This is a genomic window from Chitinophaga sp. Hz27 (assembly GCF_042263525.1).
Lineage (GTDB): Bacteria > Bacteroidota > Bacteroidia > Chitinophagales > Chitinophagaceae > Chitinophaga.
Genome location: NZ_JBHKFJ010000007.1, coordinates 465,618 through 489,437, shown reverse-complemented (window position 1 = coordinate 489,437; position 23,820 = coordinate 465,618). Strand labels below are relative to the sequence as shown.

Annotated in this window: 14 protein-coding genes; 8 read left to right on the top strand and 6 right to left on the bottom strand. The window is 43.8% G+C overall.

Annotated elements, in window-relative coordinates:
* Positions 1 to 11: 11 nt before the first annotated feature.
* The 3 genes from ACE38W_RS18995 to ACE38W_RS18985 all read right to left on the bottom strand — a co-directional run bounded on the left by ACE38W_RS18995 (position 12) and on the right by ACE38W_RS18985 (position 10,413).
* On the bottom strand, positions 12 to 3,140 hold the full coding sequence (locus tag ACE38W_RS18995; protein WP_375833260.1) for a SusC/RagA family TonB-linked outer membrane protein: 3,129 nt from the start codon (positions 3,138 to 3,140) through the stop codon (positions 12 to 14).
* A gap of 108 nt (positions 3,141 to 3,248) precedes the next feature.
* Entirely contained in the window at positions 3,249 to 6,095 is a 2,847-nt protein-coding gene (locus ACE38W_RS18990) for a TIM-barrel domain-containing protein (RefSeq protein WP_375833257.1), read from the bottom strand.
* A gap of 178 nt (positions 6,096 to 6,273) precedes the next feature.
* Positions 6,274 to 10,413 (bottom strand): two-component regulator propeller domain-containing protein, encoded by a 4,140-nt coding sequence (locus ACE38W_RS18985; RefSeq protein ID WP_375833255.1) that lies wholly within the window; start codon positions 10,411 to 10,413, stop codon positions 6,274 to 6,276.
* Between the two features lie 130 nt (positions 10,414 to 10,543).
* Here ACE38W_RS18985 and ACE38W_RS18980 point away from each other — a divergent pair, with 130 nt between their 5' ends.
* Entirely contained in the window at positions 10,544 to 10,966 is a 423-nt protein-coding gene (locus ACE38W_RS18980) for a hypothetical protein (protein ID WP_375833253.1), read from the top strand.
* Positions 10,967 to 11,331: 365 nt separating this feature from the next.
* Positions 11,332 to 12,120 (top strand): hypothetical protein, encoded by a 789-nt coding sequence (locus tag ACE38W_RS18975; RefSeq protein ID WP_375833251.1) that lies wholly within the window; start codon positions 11,332 to 11,334, stop codon positions 12,118 to 12,120.
* Between the two features lies 1 nt (position 12,121).
* Here the strand turns inward: ACE38W_RS18975 and queG are convergent, their stop codons facing one another.
* On the bottom strand, positions 12,122 to 13,042 hold the full coding sequence (gene queG / locus ACE38W_RS18970; protein ID WP_375833249.1) for a tRNA epoxyqueuosine(34) reductase QueG: 921 nt from the start codon (positions 13,040 to 13,042) through the stop codon (positions 12,122 to 12,124).
* 117 nt (positions 13,043 to 13,159) lie between these two features.
* Here queG and ACE38W_RS18965 point away from each other — a divergent pair, with 117 nt between their 5' ends.
* Entirely contained in the window at positions 13,160 to 15,187 is a 2,028-nt protein-coding gene (locus ACE38W_RS18965) for a transglutaminase domain-containing protein (RefSeq protein ID WP_375833246.1), read from the top strand.
* Positions 15,188 to 15,189: 2 nt separating this feature from the next.
* Complete coding sequence (locus tag ACE38W_RS18960) at positions 15,190 to 17,103, top strand: DUF3857 domain-containing protein (RefSeq protein ID WP_375833244.1); 1,914 nt, start codon at positions 15,190 to 15,192, stop codon at positions 17,101 to 17,103.
* Between the two features lie 104 nt (positions 17,104 to 17,207).
* On the opposite strand, the gene ACE38W_RS18955 is transcribed toward ACE38W_RS18960, so the two are convergent.
* Entirely contained in the window at positions 17,208 to 18,491 is a 1,284-nt protein-coding gene (locus tag ACE38W_RS18955; RefSeq protein WP_375833241.1) for a DUF937 domain-containing protein, read from the bottom strand.
* A gap of 372 nt (positions 18,492 to 18,863) precedes the next feature.
* On the opposite strand from ACE38W_RS18955, the gene ACE38W_RS18950 reads away from it, so the two are divergent.
* From ACE38W_RS18950 to ACE38W_RS18935, 4 genes are read left to right on the top strand one after another with little or no spacing between them, the layout of a single operon-like run.
* Complete coding sequence (locus ACE38W_RS18950; RefSeq protein WP_375833240.1) at positions 18,864 to 20,084, top strand: hypothetical protein; 1,221 nt, start codon at positions 18,864 to 18,866, stop codon at positions 20,082 to 20,084.
* A gap of 12 nt (positions 20,085 to 20,096) precedes the next feature.
* The gene (locus tag ACE38W_RS18945) at positions 20,097 to 21,293 is read left to right on the top strand and encodes a glycine betaine/L-proline ABC transporter ATP-binding protein (RefSeq protein WP_375833237.1); all 1,197 of its coding nucleotides are present in this window, start codon (positions 20,097 to 20,099) and stop codon (positions 21,291 to 21,293) included.
* Positions 21,294 to 21,315: 22 nt separating this feature from the next.
* The gene (locus ACE38W_RS18940; RefSeq protein WP_375833235.1) at positions 21,316 to 22,158 is read left to right on the top strand and encodes an ABC transporter permease; all 843 of its coding nucleotides are present in this window, start codon (positions 21,316 to 21,318) and stop codon (positions 22,156 to 22,158) included.
* An 18-nt stretch (positions 22,159 to 22,176) separates the two neighbouring features.
* Positions 22,177 to 23,019, top strand: coding sequence for a glycine betaine ABC transporter substrate-binding protein (locus ACE38W_RS18935; protein ID WP_375833233.1), 843 nt, complete (start codon positions 22,177 to 22,179; stop codon positions 23,017 to 23,019).
* 108 nt (positions 23,020 to 23,127) lie between these two features.
* On the opposite strand, the gene ACE38W_RS18930 is transcribed toward ACE38W_RS18935, so the two are convergent.
* A complete protein-coding gene (locus ACE38W_RS18930) occupies positions 23,128 to 23,733 on the bottom strand; it encodes an FMN-dependent NADH-azoreductase (protein WP_375833230.1) in 606 nt (201 codons plus the stop codon).
* Between the last annotated feature and the right edge of the window lie 87 nt (positions 23,734 to 23,820).

Sequence of the window (23,820 nt, the reverse complement as noted above, 5' to 3'; positions counted from 1 at the left end):
AATTGCTGCAATTAGAATTTAACATTGAGTCCCACTAACAGTGTCCTTGGCTGTGGATAATAACCCAGATCAGTGCCTGATGACCAGGTGTCGATACCATAACCCACTTCCGGGTCCAGTCCATGATAATGCGTGAAGGTGAATAAGTTCATACCTGAAACGTATAGGCGGAACTGTTGGAGACTGCTGTGTTTGAGCAGACTATGCTTAAAATCGTAGCCGAGGTTTACGCTCTTGATACGCATAAATGCACCATTACGAACATACAGATCGGAGAACTTCGTATAGTTACCGTTAGGCTCATCGCCAAGTGTTACACGAGGAGTGCTGTTAGAAGTCCCTTCTCCATGCCAGCGATTGAAAATATCTGTAGAATAATTATTGTAGAATCTATCGTAAGATCTTGTACCATCTACAATCTGGTTGCCGCCAACACCACTGAGTAATACAGAGAGGTCAAAGCCTTTGTAGTCGGCATTCAGTGTGATGCCATAGGTGTTTGTAGGAAGAGGACTACCTACTTTTGTTTTATCGTTTCCATCGATGACGCCGTCGCCGTTGAGGTCTACGAATTTAACATCGCCAGGCTGTGCATTCGGCTGGGTTTTCTTTCCACTTTTATCGGTGTAAGCGTCGATTTCTGCCTGATTCTGGAAGATGCCTGCTGTTTTCAGACCATAGAAGTAACCCATTGGCATTCCGTTCTGCGCTCTATAATATTCATCCATATTAGAAGAGAGGACGCCATTGTACGAAGGATGCAATACGCCTTCCTGGTTAGGAATGCTCATCACTTCATTGTGGTTGAATGTGATGTTACCACCAACGCCTATACGTAAATCGCCGAAGGAGTGTGAGTAGTTGATCGCCAGTTCCACGCCTCTGTTAAGCACGCTGCCACCATTGATGGTTGGAGCGCCGGTACCTGCCAGCTGCGGAATAGGAGCGGTAACCAGCCAGTCGCGGGTCAGCTTCCTATACCAGTCAAAGGTGATGTTGAAATCCTTAAATACAGTTGCATCAAATCCAATATCTGTCTGTTCTGATCTTTCCCACTTCAGATCTGGATTGGCGATAATATCGGGAGATGCACCCACAGATTTTGCATTATTAAAATAGTAAGATCTGTAGAGATTAGAAACAGTAGCCATATACGCGTAATCACGGATACGGTCATTGCCATTCTGGCCCCATCCACCGCGGACTTTCAGGAAGTTCAGCCAGGAATCGGCTGCCTTCATGAAGCCTTCATTTGTTGCTACCCAACCCACAGAGAAGCCTGGGAATACGCCATAACGATTATTGGAACCGAACCTGGTAGAACCATCTCTACGGATGGTGGCAGTCAGCAAATACTTCTCATCAAAATTATACAGCACCCGACCGAAGTAAGACGCCAACCTGTTGCCTGCCTGCATCCCAAATACCTTACGGAGAGAGTCATTGGTACCATTGCTCAGCAAGGCATGTGCAAGATCGTTGATGATAAGATCGCTGGCAGAACCGCCTACATTATAACCATCAAATGATAAGGCAGTCATACCGGCCATTACATTCAGATTGCTTTTGCCAAACTGTCGCTGATAGGCGAGGGTATTATCCCAGTTCCATTTCAGGTTGCGGTACATACCCTGACTGGCAGTGCTATGCGTATTGCTGTTGTTGGTAGCAAGATTGTATACCGGAACAAAGCTGTTGTTGTATACATAGGAGAGATCTATACCGAAATCGGAACGGAACACCAGTCCTTTAATAATGGTAGCATCTACATAAACATCACCAATCAACCGATCTGTAATGCTTTTGCTGTTTTGTGTATAGTCAAGTAATCCGATTGGGTTTACTTCATCTGCCGCCATTGGAGACACGCCATAGTTGCCGGCGGTATCTCTCAGCTGCATCACAGGACTGGCATTGAGTAAGCCGCGGATAGAGTTATTATAGATGTTGCCGGTACCGATGCCTGATTGACGGATATGTGCATAGTTGAGGTTTTCACCGGCTTTGATCCTGTCGTCCCAAACTTTATGTTCTGAGTTAATGCGGAAGGAAGTACGTTCAAAGAAAGATCTGCCTGGCAAGCCCATGATACCTTGTTGTCCCATATAGGATAACGCGGTCGAATATACGGACTTGGCGTTGCCGCCACTCAGGCCAATGCTGTAATTCTGAATCGGCGCGTTTTTCAAGGTGGCCGCATCCTGCCAGTCGGTGCCCTTGCCCAGTTTGCTGAGCGCGTCGGCACTGAATATTGGTGATTTGCCGGAGTTGATGCTCGCCTCGTTCATGATCACCGCATATTGCTGGGCATTCAGCAACGACATCTTACGGGCCGGATTCTGTGCGCCATAAGAGGCATCGAGGGTAACGTTGGTACGTCCTTCTTTACCTTTGCGTGTAGTAATCAATACTACGCCATTGGCAGCACGGGTACCGTAGATCGCTGTACTGGCAGCATCTTTCAGGATGTCCAGGGAGGCAATGTCCGACGGGTTCAGGTAAGTGATATCATCTGCCGGAAATCCATCAACGATATATAGCGGACGGCTATCGCCATTCGTACCTATACCACGTATCTGGATTTTCAGCTGTTCTCCCGGCTGACCGGAGTTCGAAGTTACCTGCACGCCTGGCGCCTGGCCCTGTAAAGAAGATTCTACACTTACGCTATGGTTCTGGATAAGGTCCCCATTGCCCAGATGGACAGTAGCGCCGGTAACCACTTTTTTCTTCTGTGCGCCATAACCTACTACTATCAGCTCATTGAGGCCGGTAGCAGCAGATGCCAGCTTAATAACGTTGCCGGCTAAACGCTGTACTTTAATTTCCTGTTTGGTATAACCAACCAGTGAGATAACGAGTACGTCCCCTGGTTGTGCGTCAAGTGTAAATGTTCCGTCTTCTTTGGTAGTGGCGCCTTTGGTGGTGCCTTTCACCATTACGTTGACACCTGGAAGGGGAGTGCCATCTTTAGCATCCACTACCTGTCCGCTTACTGCCTGCCGAAAGGTATATGGAGCTGTGTTAAGTGTGGTAGCGTGTACCAGTGTCGGTGCAGTAAGGGTGAAACCGCACACGGCCATCGTACCTAGCAAATACTGCTTGAACAGTGTACTGCCTTGATTGTACCAGATTTTCATGTTTAACGTGTTTTATAAGGCTGGGTAATGTGTCTTGGTTATTATTAAATTCAATTACGAGTAGCTTTTTTCAAATCCATTACGAGTAGCTGAAAAAATTGATCCGGGTCAGAAGGCCCTGATCGTTTTTGCTATTCCATTATATGTTATCAGTTCACCTCCTGTGTTGTACTGATCCGGTGATACCGGCTTATCTTTTCCCACGTAAAAAATTCTGAAATATCTTGTCTCCAGCATTCCCGGGAAACGGCCTTCCCTGGCGGATATCGTGAACTCCTTCCTGGTGTCGTTCCATTTAAAATCTATTCTGCTGAATGCTCCTTTCTCATATTGGTAATTTGTATTTTCATCTTCATATAAATTAAAGGAAGCATCTTTACCCGTATATACATAGATGTTTAAAGTGTCTGGTTTGCGCTCGGAGGTATACTGTAAAACAGGGCCCATAGGAAGGATGCTACCTTCTTTTACATACAAAGGCATCTTCGAAAGTGGTGCTGCTGCAGTGATCATACGGCCGCCAGCTTCATATTTTCCTGTATAGAAATCATACCATCCTGTTCCCTTTGGCAGATATAATTCTCTGCTTCTTGCTTTATACTTTGTAACTGGATTTACCAGCAGGGCAGGACCAAACATATACTGGTCTTTGATCTTACGAACTGTAGTATCTGCGCCAAAATCCATAGGCAAACCACGCATTACCGTATAGTCGTTATGGTAAGTATCGCCAGCAAGGGTATAGATATAAGGTAGCAGGCGATAGCGCAGCTCATCATAATACAGCATAGACTTGAACGCTTCACTGCCTTCTGGCGCTATGTTAAACATCTCACGGTATGGATACTGACCATGTGCCCTGAACAGCGGACAAAATGCGCCGTACTGGTACCATCTGGTATTCAACTCTCTCCATTCATCTAATGCAGGACCAACGGGATTCGGATGATCATATTTATCTTCTACAAAAAAACCTCCTATGTCTGTTGTCCACCAAGGTAAACCCGACATGCTGGAATTCAGTCCTGCAGGGATTTGACGGCTCAACTCTTCAAACGTAGCCGCAATATCTCCACTCCAGGATGCCGCTGCATAGCGTTGGCTGCCTGCATACATAGAGCGGGTAAGAATGAATACACGCTGATCAGGATTGGTAGCACGCTGCCCTTCATAAACGCCACGGGCATTTTCTACAGAATAGGTATTGAAATATTGGGTAGATGGGCCAATAGCGGTTGGATTCATAAGCGCCTTGCGGTTTTCAATAGTAGTATTGCTCAGGATATCAGGCTCAGTGGCATCTAACCACCACGCATCTACGCCCTTGCTGAACAGGTGCTCATTCATGAAACCCCAGAACATTTTGCGGGCATCCGGATTAAAGGCATCGTAGAAGGTAGATACATAACCCTGGCCGATCCAGTCGCGCTGCTTGTTGATGACATTCTGCTTATACAGCCAGCCTTTTTCATCGAGACGCTTATAGTTATCGATACCTTCGTAGAACTTAGGCCATACGCTGATCATAAAATGAGTATGGTACTTATCATGCAGGCGGGAAATCATACCTTTAGGATCACTGAAGCGAGCAGGATCAAACTCCTGACTTCCCCATTCGTCCTGCTTCCAGTAGCTCCAGTCTAAAACAATATTATCTAATGGAATTTTCTTTTCGCGGAAAGTGGCGACCGTCTGCTCAATCTCATCCTGCGTTTTGTATCGTTCACGGCTCTGCCAGAAGCCCATGGCCCATTGTGGCAGCATGGTGGCTTTACCGGTAATCTGGCGGTAACCGCTGATAACTTCGTCCATATTATTACCACTAACGAAGTAATAATCCAGTTTCTCTGCTGCCTCCGAACTCAATACCGTCTTCTGTGCGTAGGCCGCCGGTGTTGGTGTGAGCAACTTCATGGACAGGAACGACTGCACTGTTTCCGGCGTCCATTCAATCTTAATGGGAACGGCTACCCCTTTTTTCAGGTTGATCTTAAACTGCGATGGACCTGGGTTCCAACTCTCTCTCCATTTATTCAGCAGGGTTTTACCATTGACGGTAATGGTCAGGTACCCTGACGCCTGTACGAAAAATTTATAGTCGCCTGATTCATCTCCGCTCATCTTACCTTCCCAGGTCACTTTGCCTTTAGCCATCGGAAATTGCTCCGGCAACCTTGGAAGATCTTCCAGGAATTCATAATCTATATGGTCATCGGATCTTTTCAGGTATATCTGACCAGTGGCTTTATCTGCATATGTTGCTGTTAATCCGCCAGCTTTACCATCTGCGCCGGTCAGGTGCAAGGCACTCAACTGCTGCCGGCTACGCGGATCACCAAACTTAGTAATGGAGTAATTGTCCCACAAGATGCCATATCGGTCTGTGGATACAAGGAAAGGCACTACTGCAATAGAATTATATTGCGTCAGGTCCACATCTTCGCCGTTGTAATTCATCAGACCCGTCTGATGCTGGCCCAGTCCATAGATGCCGCTCTGAGACTCATTCCCGAAGATCTGCTGTATCTTATATAACTTTTTACCATCTATGGTAATATCTTCAAACTGACGCCCTCCATCCTGGTTTTCGGTGAGTATGATTTTTCCAGACGGATATTTATAGGAGATCCTGCCGGTATTTTTATTGATATGCACCTGTAATGCTGTAGTACGTATTACAAAATCATCTCCCTCCTCTGTATAGTCCCATTTAGCATTGCTGGTAGCCGGCGTCACGGCCATAATGCTTGGGGTGGTGCTGAATGTTTCACCAGGAGTAGCAGTAACATGAATTATTTTGTCGTTGACAACCTGCAGTCTGATTTGCCTGGCGCCATTAGCGGCAGGATGCATAGGTCTGATGATAAGTCCGTCGGCTAATTTATCTACCTGCCCGGCATAACACCAGGAAGATAACCAGGTGAGTAATACAATCGGAATCGTCCTCTTTATCATAATAGTGGAATTTTTGCGTTGGCAACGTTCATAACGGTGAAAACAAAAATAACGGCACCATGTCAGACTGAGGGTACGGTTCTGTTCAGGATTAGGGGTCAAAATGTTAACTGAAAACGCTCTTTTTTAGAATGCTGTAGGTAGCGGATTGTTAATGTATCCGCCATCATGGCTGATTTTAAGGTGTGTCTACTTTTTTCTTACTGTAAACAGATGGCAATTCATTAAACTCCATCTTGAAGTACTTGGTGAAATATTTTGGGTTGTTGAACCCTACTTCATAGGCTACCTCGGCTACCGTCAGCTGACTTTTTTCCAACAGCTGGGCGGCACGTTTTAAACGAATGCTCCGGATAAATTCTATGGGCGACTTCCCCGTGATGCCCAAAATTTTCTTGTAGGCAGATACCCGGCTCATATAAAGTGCACGACTTAATTCCTCTACCGAGAAGTCTGGATTAGATATATTTTTTTCTACAATGTCTATGGCTTGTTGTATAAACTGTTCATCAGCGGAAGAAATGACGATCTCACTTGGATTGGCTTCAAAGTGTTGCTTGAAGGTTTCACGCAACGATTCCTGTCTGGCAATAGTATTCCGTATCCTGGACAACAACATCTCGAAATTGAATGGCTTGGTAATATAGTCAGTGGCGCCAATCTCCAAGGCTTCCAGCTGTTGCGTTTCTTCGGCCCTGGCAGTGAGCATGATCATAGGGAGATGACTGGTTTTATCACTTTTCCTTACCTTACGGCAAAACTCCAGCCCATCCATAACGGGCATGGCTATATCACTTACGATCATGTCAGGTTGCAGTTGCTGTAGTTTTTTCCAGCCGGCATGCCCGTTCTCCGCTTCTTCTATATTAAAATACTGACTAAGATTATCTTTCAAATAAAAGCGGAAGTCTTCATTATCTTCTACTAGCAAAATGGTTGGCAGATCTTTATTCACAACAATTGCTGGCGTGGGCATGGTGCTATTGGCCGGTTCTCTTACGGTGGTGCTCAATTGCCCGGCCACAGCTGCTTCCATAGTATGCACCGGCAAAGTAACCAGGAAACAGCTGCCCATTTCCGGAGCGCTGTCTACACTGATACTGCCACCGTGCAACTTCACAAACTCTCGCGTAATACTTAGTCCAATGCCGCTGCCCTGGTTCATCACCGACCCTGGAACGTCATGCTGGAAGAACCTTTCAAAGATATGCGCCTGTTTTTCAAGTGGAATGCCAATTCCATTATCCTTTACCGTTATCTCTAATTGTTCCTGCCCGGCATCATATTGAAGTTCTACTTCAATCCGCCCGTCTTCAGGCGTAAATTTGAAAGCATTGGATAAGAGATTGAATAATATTTTTTCGATTTTATCTGCATCATACAGCATTTTCAACGATTTCACGTTGCTAGAGAAGGTCAGTTGTATATGCTTCTTTTCCGAAAGGTCTGAAAAGGAATAGGTCAGCTCCTTCACATAGGCGGCAATATCTCCAGCCGCTGCATGTAGTTTAATCTCTTCTACCTCCATCTTTCTAAAGTCCAGCAGCTGGTTCACCAGATTTAATAAACGTCGCGCATTTCTGTGCATCAACTCCAGCTGACCTTTCAAGGGATTTTCTCCGTGGCCAATCAGCTTTTCCAAGGGCGTAATAATAAGACTCAACGGCGTCCGGAATTCGTGGCTAACATTTGTGAAGAAGCGGATTTTCAGTGTGTCCAGTTCATGCATTCTTTCTGCTTCGCGGCGTTGCTGCTCTATGCTGAATTTCAAACGCTCCCTTTCCAGGATGATCCTGCGTGCCAGTAGCAAAGCACCTGATATCAGTAATGCATACAGAAGAAACGCCGGCCAGGTTTTCCAGAAAGGAGGGAGGATATGTATCAGCAAGGTGGTGCCGGCCTCATTCCAGATCCCATCGTTATTGGAGGCTTTCACTTTAAAGATGTAATCTCCTGGATCAAGATTGGTGAAAGTGGCTTTGCGCTGACTCCCGTCTGTATAGAGCCAGTTCTTGTTAAAGCCTTCCAGCATATAGGCGTAGCGGTTTTTCTCGGGATGAAAATAATTCAGCGAGGCAAACTCAATGGAAAACATATTCTGGTCATGCCGTAACGTGATTTCCTTTGTCTGCGAAAGATTTTGCGCTAAAATCACGTCCCCGCGCAGCTTTTCACCAGGCTGAATGCTGCGGTTAAATACCTGCAGGTCGGTCAGTACTACCGGCGGAATAGTTTTATTCAGTAAGATGTTATCGGGGTAGAATAGGTTGAAACCGTTGCCACCACCAAATAATAGCTCTCCTTTAGATGTCTTCAGTGCTGCATTTTCATTGAACTCTTTGCCTTGCAATCCATCGGATTCATCATAGTTTTTAAAGCGGAAGTCCTTGTTATCAGCACTGACGGTCAAACAACTCAACCCATTGGGAGTGCTCATCCACAGCGTGCCGTCGTTGGCTTCCAGGATATTGAGCACCGTATTATCAGGGAGGCCATCTTCGCGGCGAAGGGTATGGAATGTTTTAGTAGCGGGGTTATAGAGGTCGAGGCCTTCACGGGTGCCCACCCATATACGTTGATGGCTGTCTTCAAAAATACATACCACGTTGTTGTGGCTAAGGCTCCCAGCTTTGCCATTACTGCCAACAAAGCGTGTAACCGTTCCCGTGGCCGGGTTATATAATGTTATTCCTTCTGAACTGCCTGTCCAGATATTACCGGCATGATCTTCCAATAAAGCTGCTACATACTTTGATTTATATACCTCGTCCATATGGCGGAACTTGTCCCTGGTGGGATTCAGGACATTCAGTCCCCCATTCAACGTGCCTACCCACAGTTGTTGCTGGTCATCTTCCATGATCTCCCAGATACTATTATCACTAATGCTATTGGGATCATTTGCCTGGTGCTTATAATGCACGAAACCATTGCCGGTAAAGCGATCCAGTCCTCCGAAGTAAGTGCCTGCCCATAATTGCTGGGCATGATCTATACATAAACTCACGACAACATTTCCGGAGATACTGGCGGCATTGGCCGGATCATGCTTGAATTGCTGGAATGTACCGTGGTTTCGATCGTAGTATATGAGTCCGCCGCCATTGGTGCCAATCCAAAGATTGCCTTTTGCATCTTCCACAAATCGGTTTACATCGTCAAAAGGCAGGCTGTTTTTATTGTACGATTGATATTGATATAAAGGAAATTTCACCATGTTTTCATGGTAATAGTTCAGACCTTTTTTGAAAGTCCCTACCCAGATGATACCGCTGTTATCCTTGTACAAGGTGGTAATGCTGTTTTGGCTTAAGCTACGGTTATCATCTACAATATGTTGTATATAGCGGATGCTATGTGTTTTTTTATTGATGATATTAATACCGCCATGATCTGTACCAATCCATATTTCACCGTTGCTCGCCTGCACAATCCCTCTGATGATATTGTTGTTCAACGCTAGTCCTGGCGTGGTTTGCGAAAAGTTGGTCCATTTTTTTTCTTTGGTGTTAAAGAACCATACTCCATTATCATCTTTCTCTGAAAATAGCCACAGATCACCATCTTGATCGGTAGTCATGGTAAACCCAGTGCTGTCAGGTCTTTCAAGGGAATGATTACGGTAATCTACCTGTAAAGTAGTACTGTTCACATGTTCCAGGATACCGTTGCTATGAATGGTCCAGTAGTTACCATCTTTGTCAGCATTGATATCTGCAATGATATTATTGATAATAGAAGTAGAATCGTTAGGGAGATGTTGGAGATGTCTGGTCTGGTAGTGATTTTTTTTATCTGTGTAGATGATTTGTGCGAGATGCTTGTCAATACTATATTCCAGCAGGTAAACGCCATTGGTGGGATGTAGGAAGAGGTATTGATTTTGTAGGCAGATGACTGACTTGATTGTATTTCCCGGGATACCCCATTGCTGTAATAAGGTTGCAGGCCGATGATTAAAGCGGCTGGTAGCGGGATCATAGATGTTGATACCACTGCGTGTATAGAGCCATAGTTGGTTACTGGGCCCTCTTTGTATTTTTTCTATGGAATTATCTGAAAGGCTGGCAGTATCGCGGATATCGTGCTGAAAGGCTTTGAAATGGTAGCCATCAAAGCGGTTCAATCCCGATATGGTGCCTATCCACATGAAACCTGTGCTATCTTTGAATATGCAATTGACCTGGTTATTGAGCAGGCCCTGGTTAATATCGATGTGGTTGAACTGGTAGTTAAGCGTTTGGGCGTGCAGGCCGACGGCATGCACAAAAAATAATACGGTCGATACAAGTAGATTCAGTAAGGTCCTCTTCCTCATTTACACACTGCTTTGGTTGACATAACTTAAGGGCAATATAAGTTTTTTCTCTCCGAAAATAAATCGAAACAACAGTCTCCTGATATTCAATCGATTCCAGTACATTCGTTATATATATTCTGAGATAGAAATGAAAATCTGTACTAGCATCCTATGCCTGTCTATGGCTATCGCCATGGTGTTAAGTGGCTGTGATACCATGAGTATTCCCGTAGGTATCAAAAAAAGAAAACATCAGATCATCCCCAGCATGGCCTTTGTAGAAGCGGTAAAACGTTATCGGCTGGAACATAAGGTATTCCCCAATGATTTATGGAACCTGGAAAATGAAAGTGATAAAAATCGTCAGGCCTTCAAAAGTATGAAGGACCTTGGCTATTATGATATGCGTATTTCCTATATGTACCTGGATTCTATGGTAATCGACTTTTACCATAAAGCGGTATATGTACAGAAGATTGGTAAAACTTCTATTCCATTCACCATTACAGGGAAGTTCATGTTTTCTATGGGAAAGGATTCATCCTTCTTCTATCAACAAAAATTAGATTAAGAAAATACAGGCAGCTGTCGTCTTAGACATACAATTAGACATAAAAGAAAGAGAAAAAATCCCTACCCTAAAGAATTAGGGTAGGTTTAATTAAATTCCACGTTATGGCACTCAGGTCCATAAAAAGTTTATCGTGATAATGATTTTACAGTGCAGAAATCAATCGCCTCCATTCTTTCCCACAATACAAATGTATAGTTTGCTAAAAGCATTGTCAAGTATTAGCAAAGATATTTTTGCAGAATTTGCAGATTTTATTGGGGAGAAATTAAATTGAAGGGACTATAATTTGTAAAAAATTATGATTAATTTTTTCCCCCAATTTGATAACTTTTATGCGACGCTCTCTATTAATCCACGGAATCATGTCCATCCTGGCGATGGGATTACTTACGTCTACTTTTGCGCAAAGTCCTTCAGGAAAAGGTTTGACGGTAACACTCGACTATTACTACAACCACGAGTTTAAGAAAGATAAAGCTGGCAACACCATTCGCTGGCATTATATCTGGGACGAACAGGAAAACGGAGGCTTCTCACTTTGGGGCCATATATTCGATTCCCTGGGCGTAAAAAGAGATACACTCGCTGTAGCGCCTACGAAAGCCAACCTGCGTAATACTAATATCTATATCATGGTAGACCCGGATACAGAGCAGGAAACGGCCCATCCCAACTACATGAACGACCGCGATGCCAATGAAATATATAACTGGGTAAAAGCCGGTGGTGTTCTGATATTACTCGAAAATGATTCTCTCAACGCGGAGTTCGATCATTTCAATAAACTTTCCGAGCGCTTTGGTATTCACTTCAACGGTGATTCCCGTAACCGCGTACAAGGCAAACATTACGAACAAGGCGCCTTCATGATCCCTGCCAATCATGAAGTATTCCCCAGCGTACAGAAAATATATATTAAAGAGATTTCCAGCCTGACACTCAAAGCCCCTGCCAGAGCTGTTTATAAAGATGGCGACATCGCTATCATGGCGGTAGCCAAAGTAGGTAAAGGCGCTGTATTCGCAGTAGGCGACCCTTGGTTCTATAACGAATATGTGGATGGAAAAAGACTGACACCAGATTATCAGAACTATCAGGCAGCCATTGACCTCAGCAATTGGGCCATCAAACAGGCAAAAGGGAAGAAGTAATTTATTTATCTAGTTTAAGGAACTGCAGGTTCCGGCGGATACCCGCATATTTACTGCGTTTTAATGGGCTATGACGGAAGATTTCTTTAAAGGCTTCTTCCGTCATCTCCTCCCAATCACTGGTAGAAAAATTCAGAATAGCCGGAATAGGCGTAAAAGCCGCCTCACTATTAGGTTTGCTAAACCGGTTCCACGGACAAACATCCTGACAGGTATCACAGCCAAACATCCAGTCATCAAAGCTGCCGTTCATCGCAGAAGGTATCAGCAAATCCTTCAACTCTATCGTAAAATAAGAAATACACCTGCTGCCATCCACTACGCCAGGAGATACAATGGCATTGGTCGGACAGGCATCCAGGCAACGGGTACAAGTACCACAATAATCTCCCACAGGCCCATCATACTCCAACGGAATATCAGTGATCAACGTAGCAATAAAGAAGAAAGATCCAGATTTTTTGTTGATGATATTACCATTCTTGCCAACCCAACCCAGACCCGATTTACGCGCCCAGGCCCGTTCTAATACAGGTGCTGAATCCACAAAACCACGGCCCTGCACCTGGCCTATCCGCTCCTGCATCCGCGCCAGCATCGTTTTTAACTTAGCCCTTATCACCTCGTGATAGTCCGCCCCATAGGCGTACTTGGAAACTTTGGGGGCATCAGAGCGCTGCTCTTCAGTAGGAAAATAGTTGTATAATAGTGTGATCACAGACTGCGCCCCATCTACCAGCTTACGTGGATCAATCCGTTTGTCGAAATGATTTTCCATATACTGCATTGTCCCATTCATGCCTTTATTCAGCCAAGCCTCAAGCCTGCGCGCATCTTCGTCAAGCTGAGTAGCCTTAGAAATGCCACAGTACTCAAATCCCAACTCCCGGGCAAGCTCCTTTATAAACCTGGTATGTTCCACGCCGCAAAATTACAACTTGTCGAGATTACATCCCCCGCGATTTTTTAAATTTCACAGGCCTGTATAAATTGCGCCCAATATTGACCCAGGATAAAAATTAATAATTCCTATATCTATATGCGCTATAATTCTGTCGTACCAGCATTTTCCATTGTGCTGATCTGTTTGTGCTCGTTGAGTGGTTTTTCTCAGGACGGAGCAAAAATGAAATATGGAAAGATTTCCAAAGAAGAGTTTAAACTCGGCTTCGATAAAGACACTGGAGCACACGCTATCATTATCTCCGAAATAGGATCTTCGTCTTTTGAGTCAGATGGCTCCATGGACTTCAACCTGGTGTATAAAATTCACCGACGTATTAAGATAGTCGATAAAGCCGGCGCTGATAGAGGCCAGGTTTCTATCATGCTCTATCACAACAATAACGTAGAAGAAACCGTTAGCAAAATCAAGGCAACTGCCTATAACCTGGAAAATGGTCAGATCGTAGAAACAAAGCTGGAAAGCAAGGATATCTACACCGAGAAAATTGATGATAACCGCACCGAAAAAAAATTCGCTATCCCGGCAATTAAAGAAGGTACCATCATCGAATATTCTTACGTAAAAATATCTCCATACTACGAAAACCTCGAGCCATGGACCTTTCAGCATAGTATCCCTACGCTGTGGAGTGAGTATACTGTATCTATTCCAGAAATTTTTGATTACGTACAGATAGCCCAGGGCTTTGAACCTTATGCGGAAAAAACAAGAAGCACTTCTCGTACCACCTATATTTTCAGAAGTGGTAAAAGTAGTACCTCTGCTGCCGAAACGGGTACCATGGATGCAAATGTTTACAACTACCGCTGGGCAGCCAAAGACCTCATGCCAATCAGAGATGAAAGCTATGTAACCACTGTCGATAACTATGTAAATAAAATCGAATTCCAGCTCAGCTCATACCATTTAGGTATGATCACCAAAGATTTCCGTAACACCTGGCCTAAGCTGATGGAAGCACTGAATAAAAACGAAAACTTTGGTGTAGCCATGGGTAAGAACAACAACTTCATGGACAATATCACCGAAGAAATCATCAAAGGTGCCCAAACAGACGAAGAGAAAGCCATGAAAATCTTCAACTGGATTCGTACAAATATTAAATGTACAGATAGAAGAAGATTAACAACTTCCCAGAAATTAAAAACTACGCTGACAGAAAAAAAAGGAGATATTTCGGACGTGAATCTCTTATTAGTAGGGCTTTTGCGTCGTGCTAATCTGAAAGCTGCGCCAGTGATTTTAAGTACCAGAGAAAATGGTTACGTATACCCATACTATCCAATGCTGACCAACTTCAACTATATTATTGCATTGGTAGAAATCGATGGTAAACCGGTAAAACTGGACGCCACACATCCTATGCTGGGCTTCGGAAAACTCCTGGGCGACTGCTATAACGGTGACGCACGTATCGTAGATGATATTGGCACTGCTTTCAATATCTCTGCTGATTCCCTCCACGAAATCGCCCTGACAACCGTTACCTTCGATAAATTCGAAAATGGCGGCTTCTCTGGCCAATTCCAGCAACAGCCTACTTATCTGACTTCTTATAAGATTCGTACCGATGTGGCTAAAAAGAAGAAAGAAGGTTATTTCGAATCTATTAAAAAAGCCTACAATGGAGAAGTAGAACTTTCCGAATCAGAAATCGAAAACCTGGAAGATTTAGATAATCCGGTATTGGTAAAATATAACTTCAAGATGAAAGGAGAAGAAGGTAGCGGAGATGATGTTATCTACCTGAACCCTATGCTGGGAGAGGCTTATAAGCATAATATATTCAAAGCTGCAGAAAGAAGATATCCAGTAGAGATGCCTGCTGTATTTGATGAAATCTATACCATGAATCTGGAAGTGCCGGAAGGTTATGTAGTAGATGAAATGCCAAAACCTGCCATCGTAAACTTCAACGACAATGAAGGCCAGTTCCAATATCTCATTCAACAAGCAGATAACCGTGTCCAATTACGTTGCCGTGTACGTTTTTCTAAAGCAACCTTCCCGCCTGATGATTATGAATCATTGCGTAGTTTCTTCGATATGATCGTGAAAAAACAGGCAGAGCAAATCGTTCTGAAAAAGAAAAAAGCATAACCTTGAAAAGAGTATTCTTATTAATATTCATTAGCAGCATTGCTAAGTTGGCGCTGGCCGGGGAACCATTATACCCTGTCACTGGCATCCCTGCAGAGCTGAAAAAAAATGCGCATAGTATCATGCGCCTCTCCGAAACTACCAACAGAATTATCAGTACCAAAGAAATCAGAACCACCGTTCATACTGTGGTTACAGTGTTGGATGAAGAAGGAGAGAAACACGCTGCTCTGGTATTATCTTATGATAAATTACGCGAAATACGTAATATCTCCGGCGCACGCTATAACCTGCTGGGCATACAGGACGCAAAACTGAAACAAAGTGAGGTGAAGGATTATGCCGGCACCGGCGATGAATCACTCATCACCGACAACAGGTATAAGTTTTTTACTTTCGGCAGCAGCACAATATTTCCTTATACAGTAGAGTATGAGGTAGAGTACAGATATAATTCTGCCTATTACCTGGGCGACTGGATTCCTCAGAAATTTGAATCACAGGCTATCGAAAAGGCTGTGTTAAACGTAATCTCACCGCAAGGAATAGCAATTCACTATAAAACACTGAATGCAAATCAGGAACCGGTTATTGCCGATGCAAAAGAAGGGAAAAGCTATAGCTGGACACTCTCCGGAATCCCTGCTGCCAAAAGTGAGCAATACGCCATTCCTCTGCGTGAACGTACACAGGGCATCCTATTATCGCCGGGAGAGTTTGACTATGGCGGGTTCCATGGTACGAGCAATTCCTGGAAGGAACTAGGTAACTTCTTCTATTCTATCAATGCTGGCAGAGATGCATTGCCTGCCAATGTAAAGGCCAAAGTCCATGAAATCGCAGATCCGCTGCCTACAAGAGAAGAGAAAATAAAAGCACTGTATAAATATTTACAGAAGAATTTCCGATATATCAGCATTCAGCTGGGTATTGGTGGCTTTCAAACCATCGATGCGGCTACCACAGCTAAAACGGGATATGGCGACTGTAAATCCCTTTCCAATATGATGTATTCCATATTGAAAGAAGCAGGTATTCCATCCAATACAGTATTGGTACAAGGTGGTAGTAGTCCGTATAAGGTGCCTGTAGATTTTCCGTCAGATTATTTCAACCACGTGATTTTATGCGTACCAAATGGAAAAGACAGTGTATGGCTGGAATGTACCAGCAGCATTGCCTCCGCTGGTTATATGGGAAGCTTCACAGGCAACAGGCCTGTGCTGATCATGGATTCAGTGAATAGTAAACTGGTATATACACCGTCTTACAGTATAGCTGATAACAAACAGATTTCAGTGATCGAAGCAGAAGTTAATGATACAGGACATATCATGATTAGTGCGGTTATGAAATCTACCGGCCAGCAACAGGAAGATATCTCCGATTTCGTCAATAGTGTGAGTAAAGCCAGGCAGCTGGAATACCTGCGGGAAAGCCTTAGCCTCGCCAGCTACGACGTTTTAAGCTACGATGTAACCGCCAACAATGGTAAGCTGCCAGCAGTAACCGAGATATTGAAGATTAAGGGCAACAACTATGCTACAGTTACAGGAAAGCGTATGTTCCTTACTCCGAATATGCTGCATCGCACAGCTCTTAAGCTGGAAGAAGACTCCCTGCGTAACTCTCCCATACGCTTCGAAATGGCCTATAGTGATATTGATACCTGTTATATCAGGATACCTGCAGGATATCAGCTGGAAGGGCTTCCTAAGCCACAGCAGCTGAAAACTAAGTTTGGTAGTTTCGATATGAGCATCAGCATTAAAGACAAAACAACAATCACGTATATACGCAAACTGGATATTGAAGCAGGCATGTTCCCTGCCAGTGATTATAAAGAACTGGCCGCATTCAGAAATGCGATCTATAAATCAGATCGTACCAGGATCGTCTTCGTAAAAGAACAATAACATTAGCTAATTAAAAGGAAAGGCGTGTCTACAGAATAGACACGCCTTTTTTGATATGGTTTGGTGAGAAGTACATTACGGGAATTCCGCAGAGGTACATTCCCTTATTTTTCTCTTACGCCAACAGAAATATGTCTGTCTTTTTTGCGTTCTGCATCTGGAGCATCAGCAGCAGCTTTGGCAAATTCAGAACCATAGCCTTCCGCGCCCAGTAACTGTTTTTCATCCGCTTTCAATTTCTTCAGCTCAGCTACTACAGCATCCGCCCTTTCCTGCGACAATTTCTTATTCACTGCAGCATCACCGGTTTTATCTGTGTAGCCGCCTATTTTGATCTTCGTTTTAGGGAATGCTTTCAGGATAGCAGCAATATTGCTCACCTGTGTCATACTTTCATGTGTAAGTCTGGCACTACCTGTTTCAAAGTTCAGGTTATCGAAATCATACCATATGTCCTTGCCCGCAGCTTTGGTGCTGTCTTTCAGGAAAGTCACCAGTTGATCTTCGATACCGCCTTTATAAGCATTCAATACAGTGCCGTCAGGCAATGTTACCTGTATCGTTTCTCTAACTGTTTCTGAAGTTACAGGTGGGGTGGTAGCGCCAACAGAATCGGCTAGCTGTGAGTTAGTGATGCTATCCGTAACTGGCTGCTCACCATTTTTGCTGCCACATCCACGCATTAAATACCAAAGTAATATAATGGCTATTAATAATAATATGAGCGACCAGATCCATTTATTGCCTCCTCCGGCTTGTTTTACGGAGTTGACAGTAGAGCTGGCAGCATTACCTACCGAATGGCCTATATTGCCTGCCATACCGGTCAGTTTATGACCAATTTCGCCAAGACTACCTAACCCGAGCAATCCAGCCAGATTTAGCCCTGAAGGCATAGCGCCAAGGATTTTATCTTTTTGAGAACTTAGGAAAGAAGCAAAACCACTAGGGTTCAGATTATTCTGGACAGCGTATTGGCCAACTGTTCCAAGAGTGGCCGGCGCCGCAGAGCTCAGCAAGGTATTGGCACTGCTTTCTTTTATACCTGAAAAGGAAGATATCATGGATGCAATAGATCCAACCTTATCTCCAAATAAACTTTTCAGCATATCAGTACCTTTGCCTATCAAACTACCTGCGCCTCCCTGTACGGCTGATGTCAATGCTGAAGGAGAAGCATCAGAAGCAGCTCCTTTCACCATATTCAGCAAACTGGAAGCATCACCGCTGTTCTCCGTCTTATGAAGTAAACCAGTTAATACAGTCGGTACAATACCGCCGAGGGCCTTTTGTACGTTCCCTTCACTTTCTCCTAATTGTGCGGAAATTTGACTAACAACATTGCCGCTGAAAAGATTTTTTACACTTTCTAGTAAGTCGAAAGACATAATTGTAGGGTTTAATAATGAAGAAAATATTTCGGGGCGGAATTGGAATATCTATCTCTTTTTCGGTGCCCGTAGACACAATTTTGCATGTTTATAACAGCAGATGCCTACTCCTTGTTCACATTTTTTTAAGAATCGTTTGGCTTCCTGCCCGTTTTTTTGTACCTTCGTCAAGCTTGACGCAATTCATGACTGTTTAATGTGCCTTCCGAGCACGCTCATTACGATAGAACAGTCGATATTTATTGGTATTGATCACTTGTCGGGTCACTTCGCACCCGGTTTCATTTCCGATTAACTGTTAACATGCAGTTCCTGCATATAGGATTCCTATGTCGCAGAGGAAAAGATCAGCTTAAACACATTAGAATTATGACTGCTATGATTCAACGATCATGGATGGTTAGGAACTCCTATGCCATTAACGCTTATTTTTCCCGTTACCAGTGTCTTAAATGGATAACATTATGCACTTGCTTATTCCTGCTGCTGCCAATGCTTTCCAAGGCACAGGACTCTTTAAATACAGTGAAAAAAAATGAAGCACCCACCTTTCATTTAGGAGGGGCCATACGCTTTAACTACAATAATTCTTCCTGGAAAAAAGAACAGGTAAAACGAGGCGGCGACTTCGGTTATGATATGTTTCGCATCAACGCAGATGCCGCATGGAAAAAGCTCTCCATGCATGCTGAATATCGCTTCTACTCAAAAGATTTTGGCGGTGGTATGCTCAAAGAAGGTTATGTAACTTATCATTTCAACGATTCCACTAAAATCGATATCGGCCTTAATCAAGTGCCCTTTGGTAATATCACCTACAACTCTCACAGCTGGTTTTTTAACCTGCCTTATTATGTAGGTAAAGAAGATGATTATGATATGGGAGTGAAATTTGAACGTATTACGCCCAAATGGAAATATGAACTTGCTTTCTTCAAAAATGCAGAAGAAATCAACTTCGGCGATAACACGCCCACAGACCCTTCCAGGTATTCTTATGATGTTGCCGGAAGAAATAAAGAAGTAAACCAGGGCAATGCCCGTGCAGAATATTTTATCAATAAAGATAATAGTATAGGCGCTTCCGTTATGGCCGGCGGATTATACAATCTTTCCACCCGCGATATGGGCAATCATTTCGCTGCTGCATTGCATGCTAACCTGAACTACCGCAAGTGGAACCTGAAACTACAATCGATGTACTATCAATACAATGTTGCTGATTCCGCGCAATATAAAGATGCAGTAGATATGGCCGCCTATGGCGCTGCTTACCAGGTGGCCGCTAAAGCTTTCATCCATACGGCCTCGCTATCATTTACCCAACCGGTAAAATGGGGCCCAATTTCTTCGCTGACCTTCTACAATGACTATTCCTATATGGATAAAAAAGTAACAGGCTTTGAAGATTCACAAATGAATGTATTAGGATGTATGATCACTGCAGGCCACATCTTTACTTATATAGATTGGGCCGCTGGTAAAAATCATCCCTGGCTGGGCCCTGTATGGGACGATGCCCTGGCCGCCGGTACTCCCGGCGAAAAATGGCACAGCCGCTTTAACATCAATATTGGTTACTACTTCTAAACTCAACTAACGATGATGCCTAAACTTAAAATAGACAATCTTACCCTCATCTTCGGTCGCGAACGCGAAACCGCTTTACGCATGCTGAAAGAAGGGAAAAGCAAAGCTGATATCCTCGCTGCTACCGGATGTACTGTAGGTGTGAAGGAAGCTTCTTTTGAAATTCAGAAAGGTGAATTTTTTGTGATCATGGGCCTTTCTGGTAGTGGTAAATCTAGTCTGCTCAGATGCCTGAACAGACTTATTGAGCCCACTTCCGGCGATATCATTATCAATGATACCAACATTACACAGCTCAATGATAAACAGCTGCAGCAAATCCGTCGTAAAGAAATTGCAATGGTATTCCAACAGTTTGGACTGCTGCCACATCGTACCGTATTGGAAAATGTGGCATTCGGACTCGAATTACAAGGCACGCCGCCGCAAGAGAGAAATCAAAAAGCCGCTGAAGTAATAGAACTGGTAGGACTCAAAGGTTATGAAAACCAGCATCCATCAGGTCTTTCCGGTGGTATGCAACAACGTGTAGGCCTCGCGCGTGCACTCGCTAATGATCCGGAAGTACTGCTCATGGACGAGGCCTTCTCCGCATTGGACCCGCTCATTCGTACGCAAATGCAGGACGAACTGCTGGACCTCCAGGAAAAAATGCATAAAACTATCGTCTTCATCACCCACGATCTCGATGAAGCCATCCGCCTCGGTGATCGCATCGCCATCATGAAAGATGGTGAAATTATTCAGATAGGAACACCCGAGGAAATCCTTACCAGTCCTGCTACTGAATATGTTTCCTCCTTCGTGGAAAAGGTAGATAGAAAAGCTATTATCACTGCCTCTTCATTGATGGAAACACAACCCGTATCTGCTGTATTCCGTAAAGACGGCCCTGAAGGTAGCCTGCGCAAAATGAGAAGCACCGGACTCAATATACTCCCGGCAGTCACCATAGATAAACATTTCCTCGGATTTGTTTACCTCAACGAAATACTGGAAGTAAAACGCCGCGGCGATAAAACCATTGAAGCCGTGATTCACCGCGAAGTACCAGTGGCTTATCCGGACACAACTGTGGAACAAATGCTACCATTTATAGCGGAAACCGATAAACCAGTTGCGGTGGTTCATCCACAGTCAAACAAATTGCTGGGACTTATTTCCCAGACTGCGCTCATCATTGAAACGATGGGAACGCAGACATTATAACCCTTATGACTAAACGATAATTATGATTAAAATAGGAAAATATATAGAAGATTTTATTAACTGGCTTACCCACAATTTCCATCCCTTTTTCAAAATGGTGAAAGAGGTAGTAGAAGTGATGGTAAATTCCGTACAGTGGCTGCTCAACGGCTTGCCATTCTACGTAGTTATAGGGCTGATAACCCTCCTCGCATGGCGTCGTGCAGGATGGGGTGCAGGCGTGTTCTCATTATTGGGATTAAGCCTCGTATATGGTATGGGCTATTGGCCCCAAACCATGGAAACAATGGCGCTGATATTGGTAGCGGCATTGATTGCACTATTAATTGGCATACCATTTGGCATTTGGGCGGCCAGAAATAAAGTAGTAGGCAGGATTATTCGGCCTGTCCTCGACTTAATGCAAACTATGCCGGCTTTCGTATACCTGATTCCTGCCGTATTATTCTTCGGCCTCGGAAAAGTTCCAGGTGTTTTTGCTACCATCATCTTTGCAATGCCCCCAGCTGTCCGATTAACGACGCTCGGCATTCAACAGGTACCTGCAGATATTGTGGAAGCTACCCGCTCTTTCGGGGCTACACCGCGACAGCTGTTATTTAAGGTAGAATTACCATTGGCTATGCCTACCATACTGGCAGGTGTGAATCAGACCATCATGATGGCGCTGTCCATGGTCGTTATTTCAGCCATGATCGCTGCTGGCGGCCTGGGAGAGATTGTTTTGAAGGGGATTACGCAACTGAAGATAGGAATAGGCTTCGAAGGTGGTATCGCCGTCGTGATCCTGGCTATCATCCTCGATCGTATTACACAGTCATTCGGTAAAAAGCGGATTAAAAAACAACCTGTAAGTAGTAAATAGAACAGAAAATAGAAGAGTATGAGAAAAGTTATGCTGGCTGTATTGGCAGTGGTCATGATAGGTGTTTCCGCCTGTCAGTCCAACCAATCAGCCGAAAAGAAAATCACCATCGCCTATGTCAACTGGGCAGAAGGTGTAGCCATGACCAACCTGGCTAAAAACCTGCTGGAGAAAAAAGGTTATACAGTTGTATTGAAAAATGCTGACGTAGCACCCGTATTCGCTGCGGTAGCCGGCGGAGACGCAGATATATTTATGGATGCATGGATGCCAGTTACCCATAAGACATATATGCAGAACTTCGGTGAGAAAATCACTGTACTCAATACCAACTTCGAAGGTGCGCGTATTGGCTTGGTGGTACCGGATTATGTAGATATAAAATCAATTGAAGATCTTAATAATGCGAAAGCTAAATTTGGTGGTAAGATAGTAGGTATCGATGCTGGTGCCGGTATCATGGATAAAGCAGAAGAAGCTGTACACGCTTACAACCTCGATTATCAGCTGCAACCTTCCAGTGAAGCAGCTATGCTGGCAACGCTGAAGAAAAGCATCGATGAAAAACAAGCAATTGTCCTCACAGGCTGGGAGCCACATGTTATGTTCTCTCAATATAAACTTCGTTTCCTGGAAGATCCTAAAAAAGTCTTTGGCGAATCAGAAAAAATACAAACGATCGCTAATAATGAATTTACTATCAGAGATACAGCCGCAGTTAATTTCTTCCGTAAACTTAAACTCAACAGTGAGCAACTGGGGTCGTTGATGGGCGCTATTAATGATGCAGATGGCAATGAAGCTGCTGGTGTAAAAGCATGGATTGAAAAAAATCAGGAATTAGTAAACTCCTGGGAGTAATAATGAATTAAATTCCACGATTAGCTATACATAGAAAGAGGATACCTCAAATGCAATAAGTTTTTATTCCATTTGAGGTATCCTCTTTTATTCTTTTTAGTAAATGAACTAAACCATTTCAGCTTGCTGTAATCCTTTCTCTACAGCTGTATCCATTAAGCCTGGAATTCCTGCACCTTCAATCCTGTAAGTGGTAATGTCAGTCAATCCAATAAACGGAAGTACCACGCGAAGATATGGCTCCGTAAAATCCATCGCTTTAAGTGGTCCTTCAGAAAATACACCCTTTGAGGCAATCGCCAGGTAAACTTTTTTCTTACTATCTAATAATCCCTCCGGCATTCCACTGCCATAACTGAAGGTCCTGCCGGCTCTTACTATATGATCTATCCATGATTTCAAAGCTGAAGGGATACCGAAATTATGCGTAGCTACGCTGATAACGATAATGTCAGCCATTTCCAGCTGTGTCACTGCCTCATCAGAATCCTGTAAAGCTTCCAATTGCAATGAAGTGCGTTCAGATGGAGGTGTAAAATAGGCGCTTTGTAAAACACCGTCTATATGGCCATATTTCTTTTTAACAGTGTCATTATGTGTTACTTTACTATCTGGATATTTTTCCTGCAGGCTGCTAATGATCCTGTTAGCCAGTAATATACTATTAGAAGCTTCTCCACTTGGGCTTGAGCTGATATGGAATATGTTCTTCATGATGTTCTTTTTTTGATAACACAAAACTACATACCTTAGCTTACTAAAGATTAGTAGTAATATAAAGGTTAGTAGTAACCTTTTGGT

Coding starts and splice junctions, on each gene's coding strand:
- ACE38W_RS18995 (WP_375833260.1), bottom strand. CDS start 3,140: ATGAAAATCTGGTACAATCAAGGCAGTACACTGTTCAAGCAGTATTTG.
- ACE38W_RS18990 (WP_375833257.1), bottom strand. CDS start 6,095: ATGATAAAGAGGACGATTCCGATTGTATTACTCACCTGGTTATCTTCC.
- ACE38W_RS18985 (WP_375833255.1), bottom strand. CDS start 10,413: ATGAGGAAGAGGACCTTACTGAATCTACTTGTATCGACCGTATTATTT.
- ACE38W_RS18980 (WP_375833253.1), top strand. CDS start 10,544: ATGAAAATCTGTACTAGCATCCTATGCCTGTCTATGGCTATCGCCATG.
- ACE38W_RS18975 (WP_375833251.1), top strand. CDS start 11,332: ATGTCCATCCTGGCGATGGGATTACTTACGTCTACTTTTGCGCAAAGT.
- ACE38W_RS18965 (WP_375833246.1), top strand. CDS start 13,160: ATGCGCTATAATTCTGTCGTACCAGCATTTTCCATTGTGCTGATCTGT.
- ACE38W_RS18955 (WP_375833241.1), bottom strand. CDS start 18,491: ATGTCTTTCGACTTACTAGAAAGTGTAAAAAATCTTTTCAGCGGCAAT.
- ACE38W_RS18950 (WP_375833240.1), top strand. CDS start 18,864: ATGACTGCTATGATTCAACGATCATGGATGGTTAGGAACTCCTATGCC.
- ACE38W_RS18945 (WP_375833237.1), top strand. CDS start 20,097: ATGATGCCTAAACTTAAAATAGACAATCTTACCCTCATCTTCGGTCGC.
- ACE38W_RS18940 (WP_375833235.1), top strand. CDS start 21,316: ATGATTAAAATAGGAAAATATATAGAAGATTTTATTAACTGGCTTACC.
- ACE38W_RS18935 (WP_375833233.1), top strand. CDS start 22,177: ATGAGAAAAGTTATGCTGGCTGTATTGGCAGTGGTCATGATAGGTGTT.
- ACE38W_RS18930 (WP_375833230.1), bottom strand. CDS start 23,733: ATGAAGAACATATTCCATATCAGCTCAAGCCCAAGTGGAGAAGCTTCT.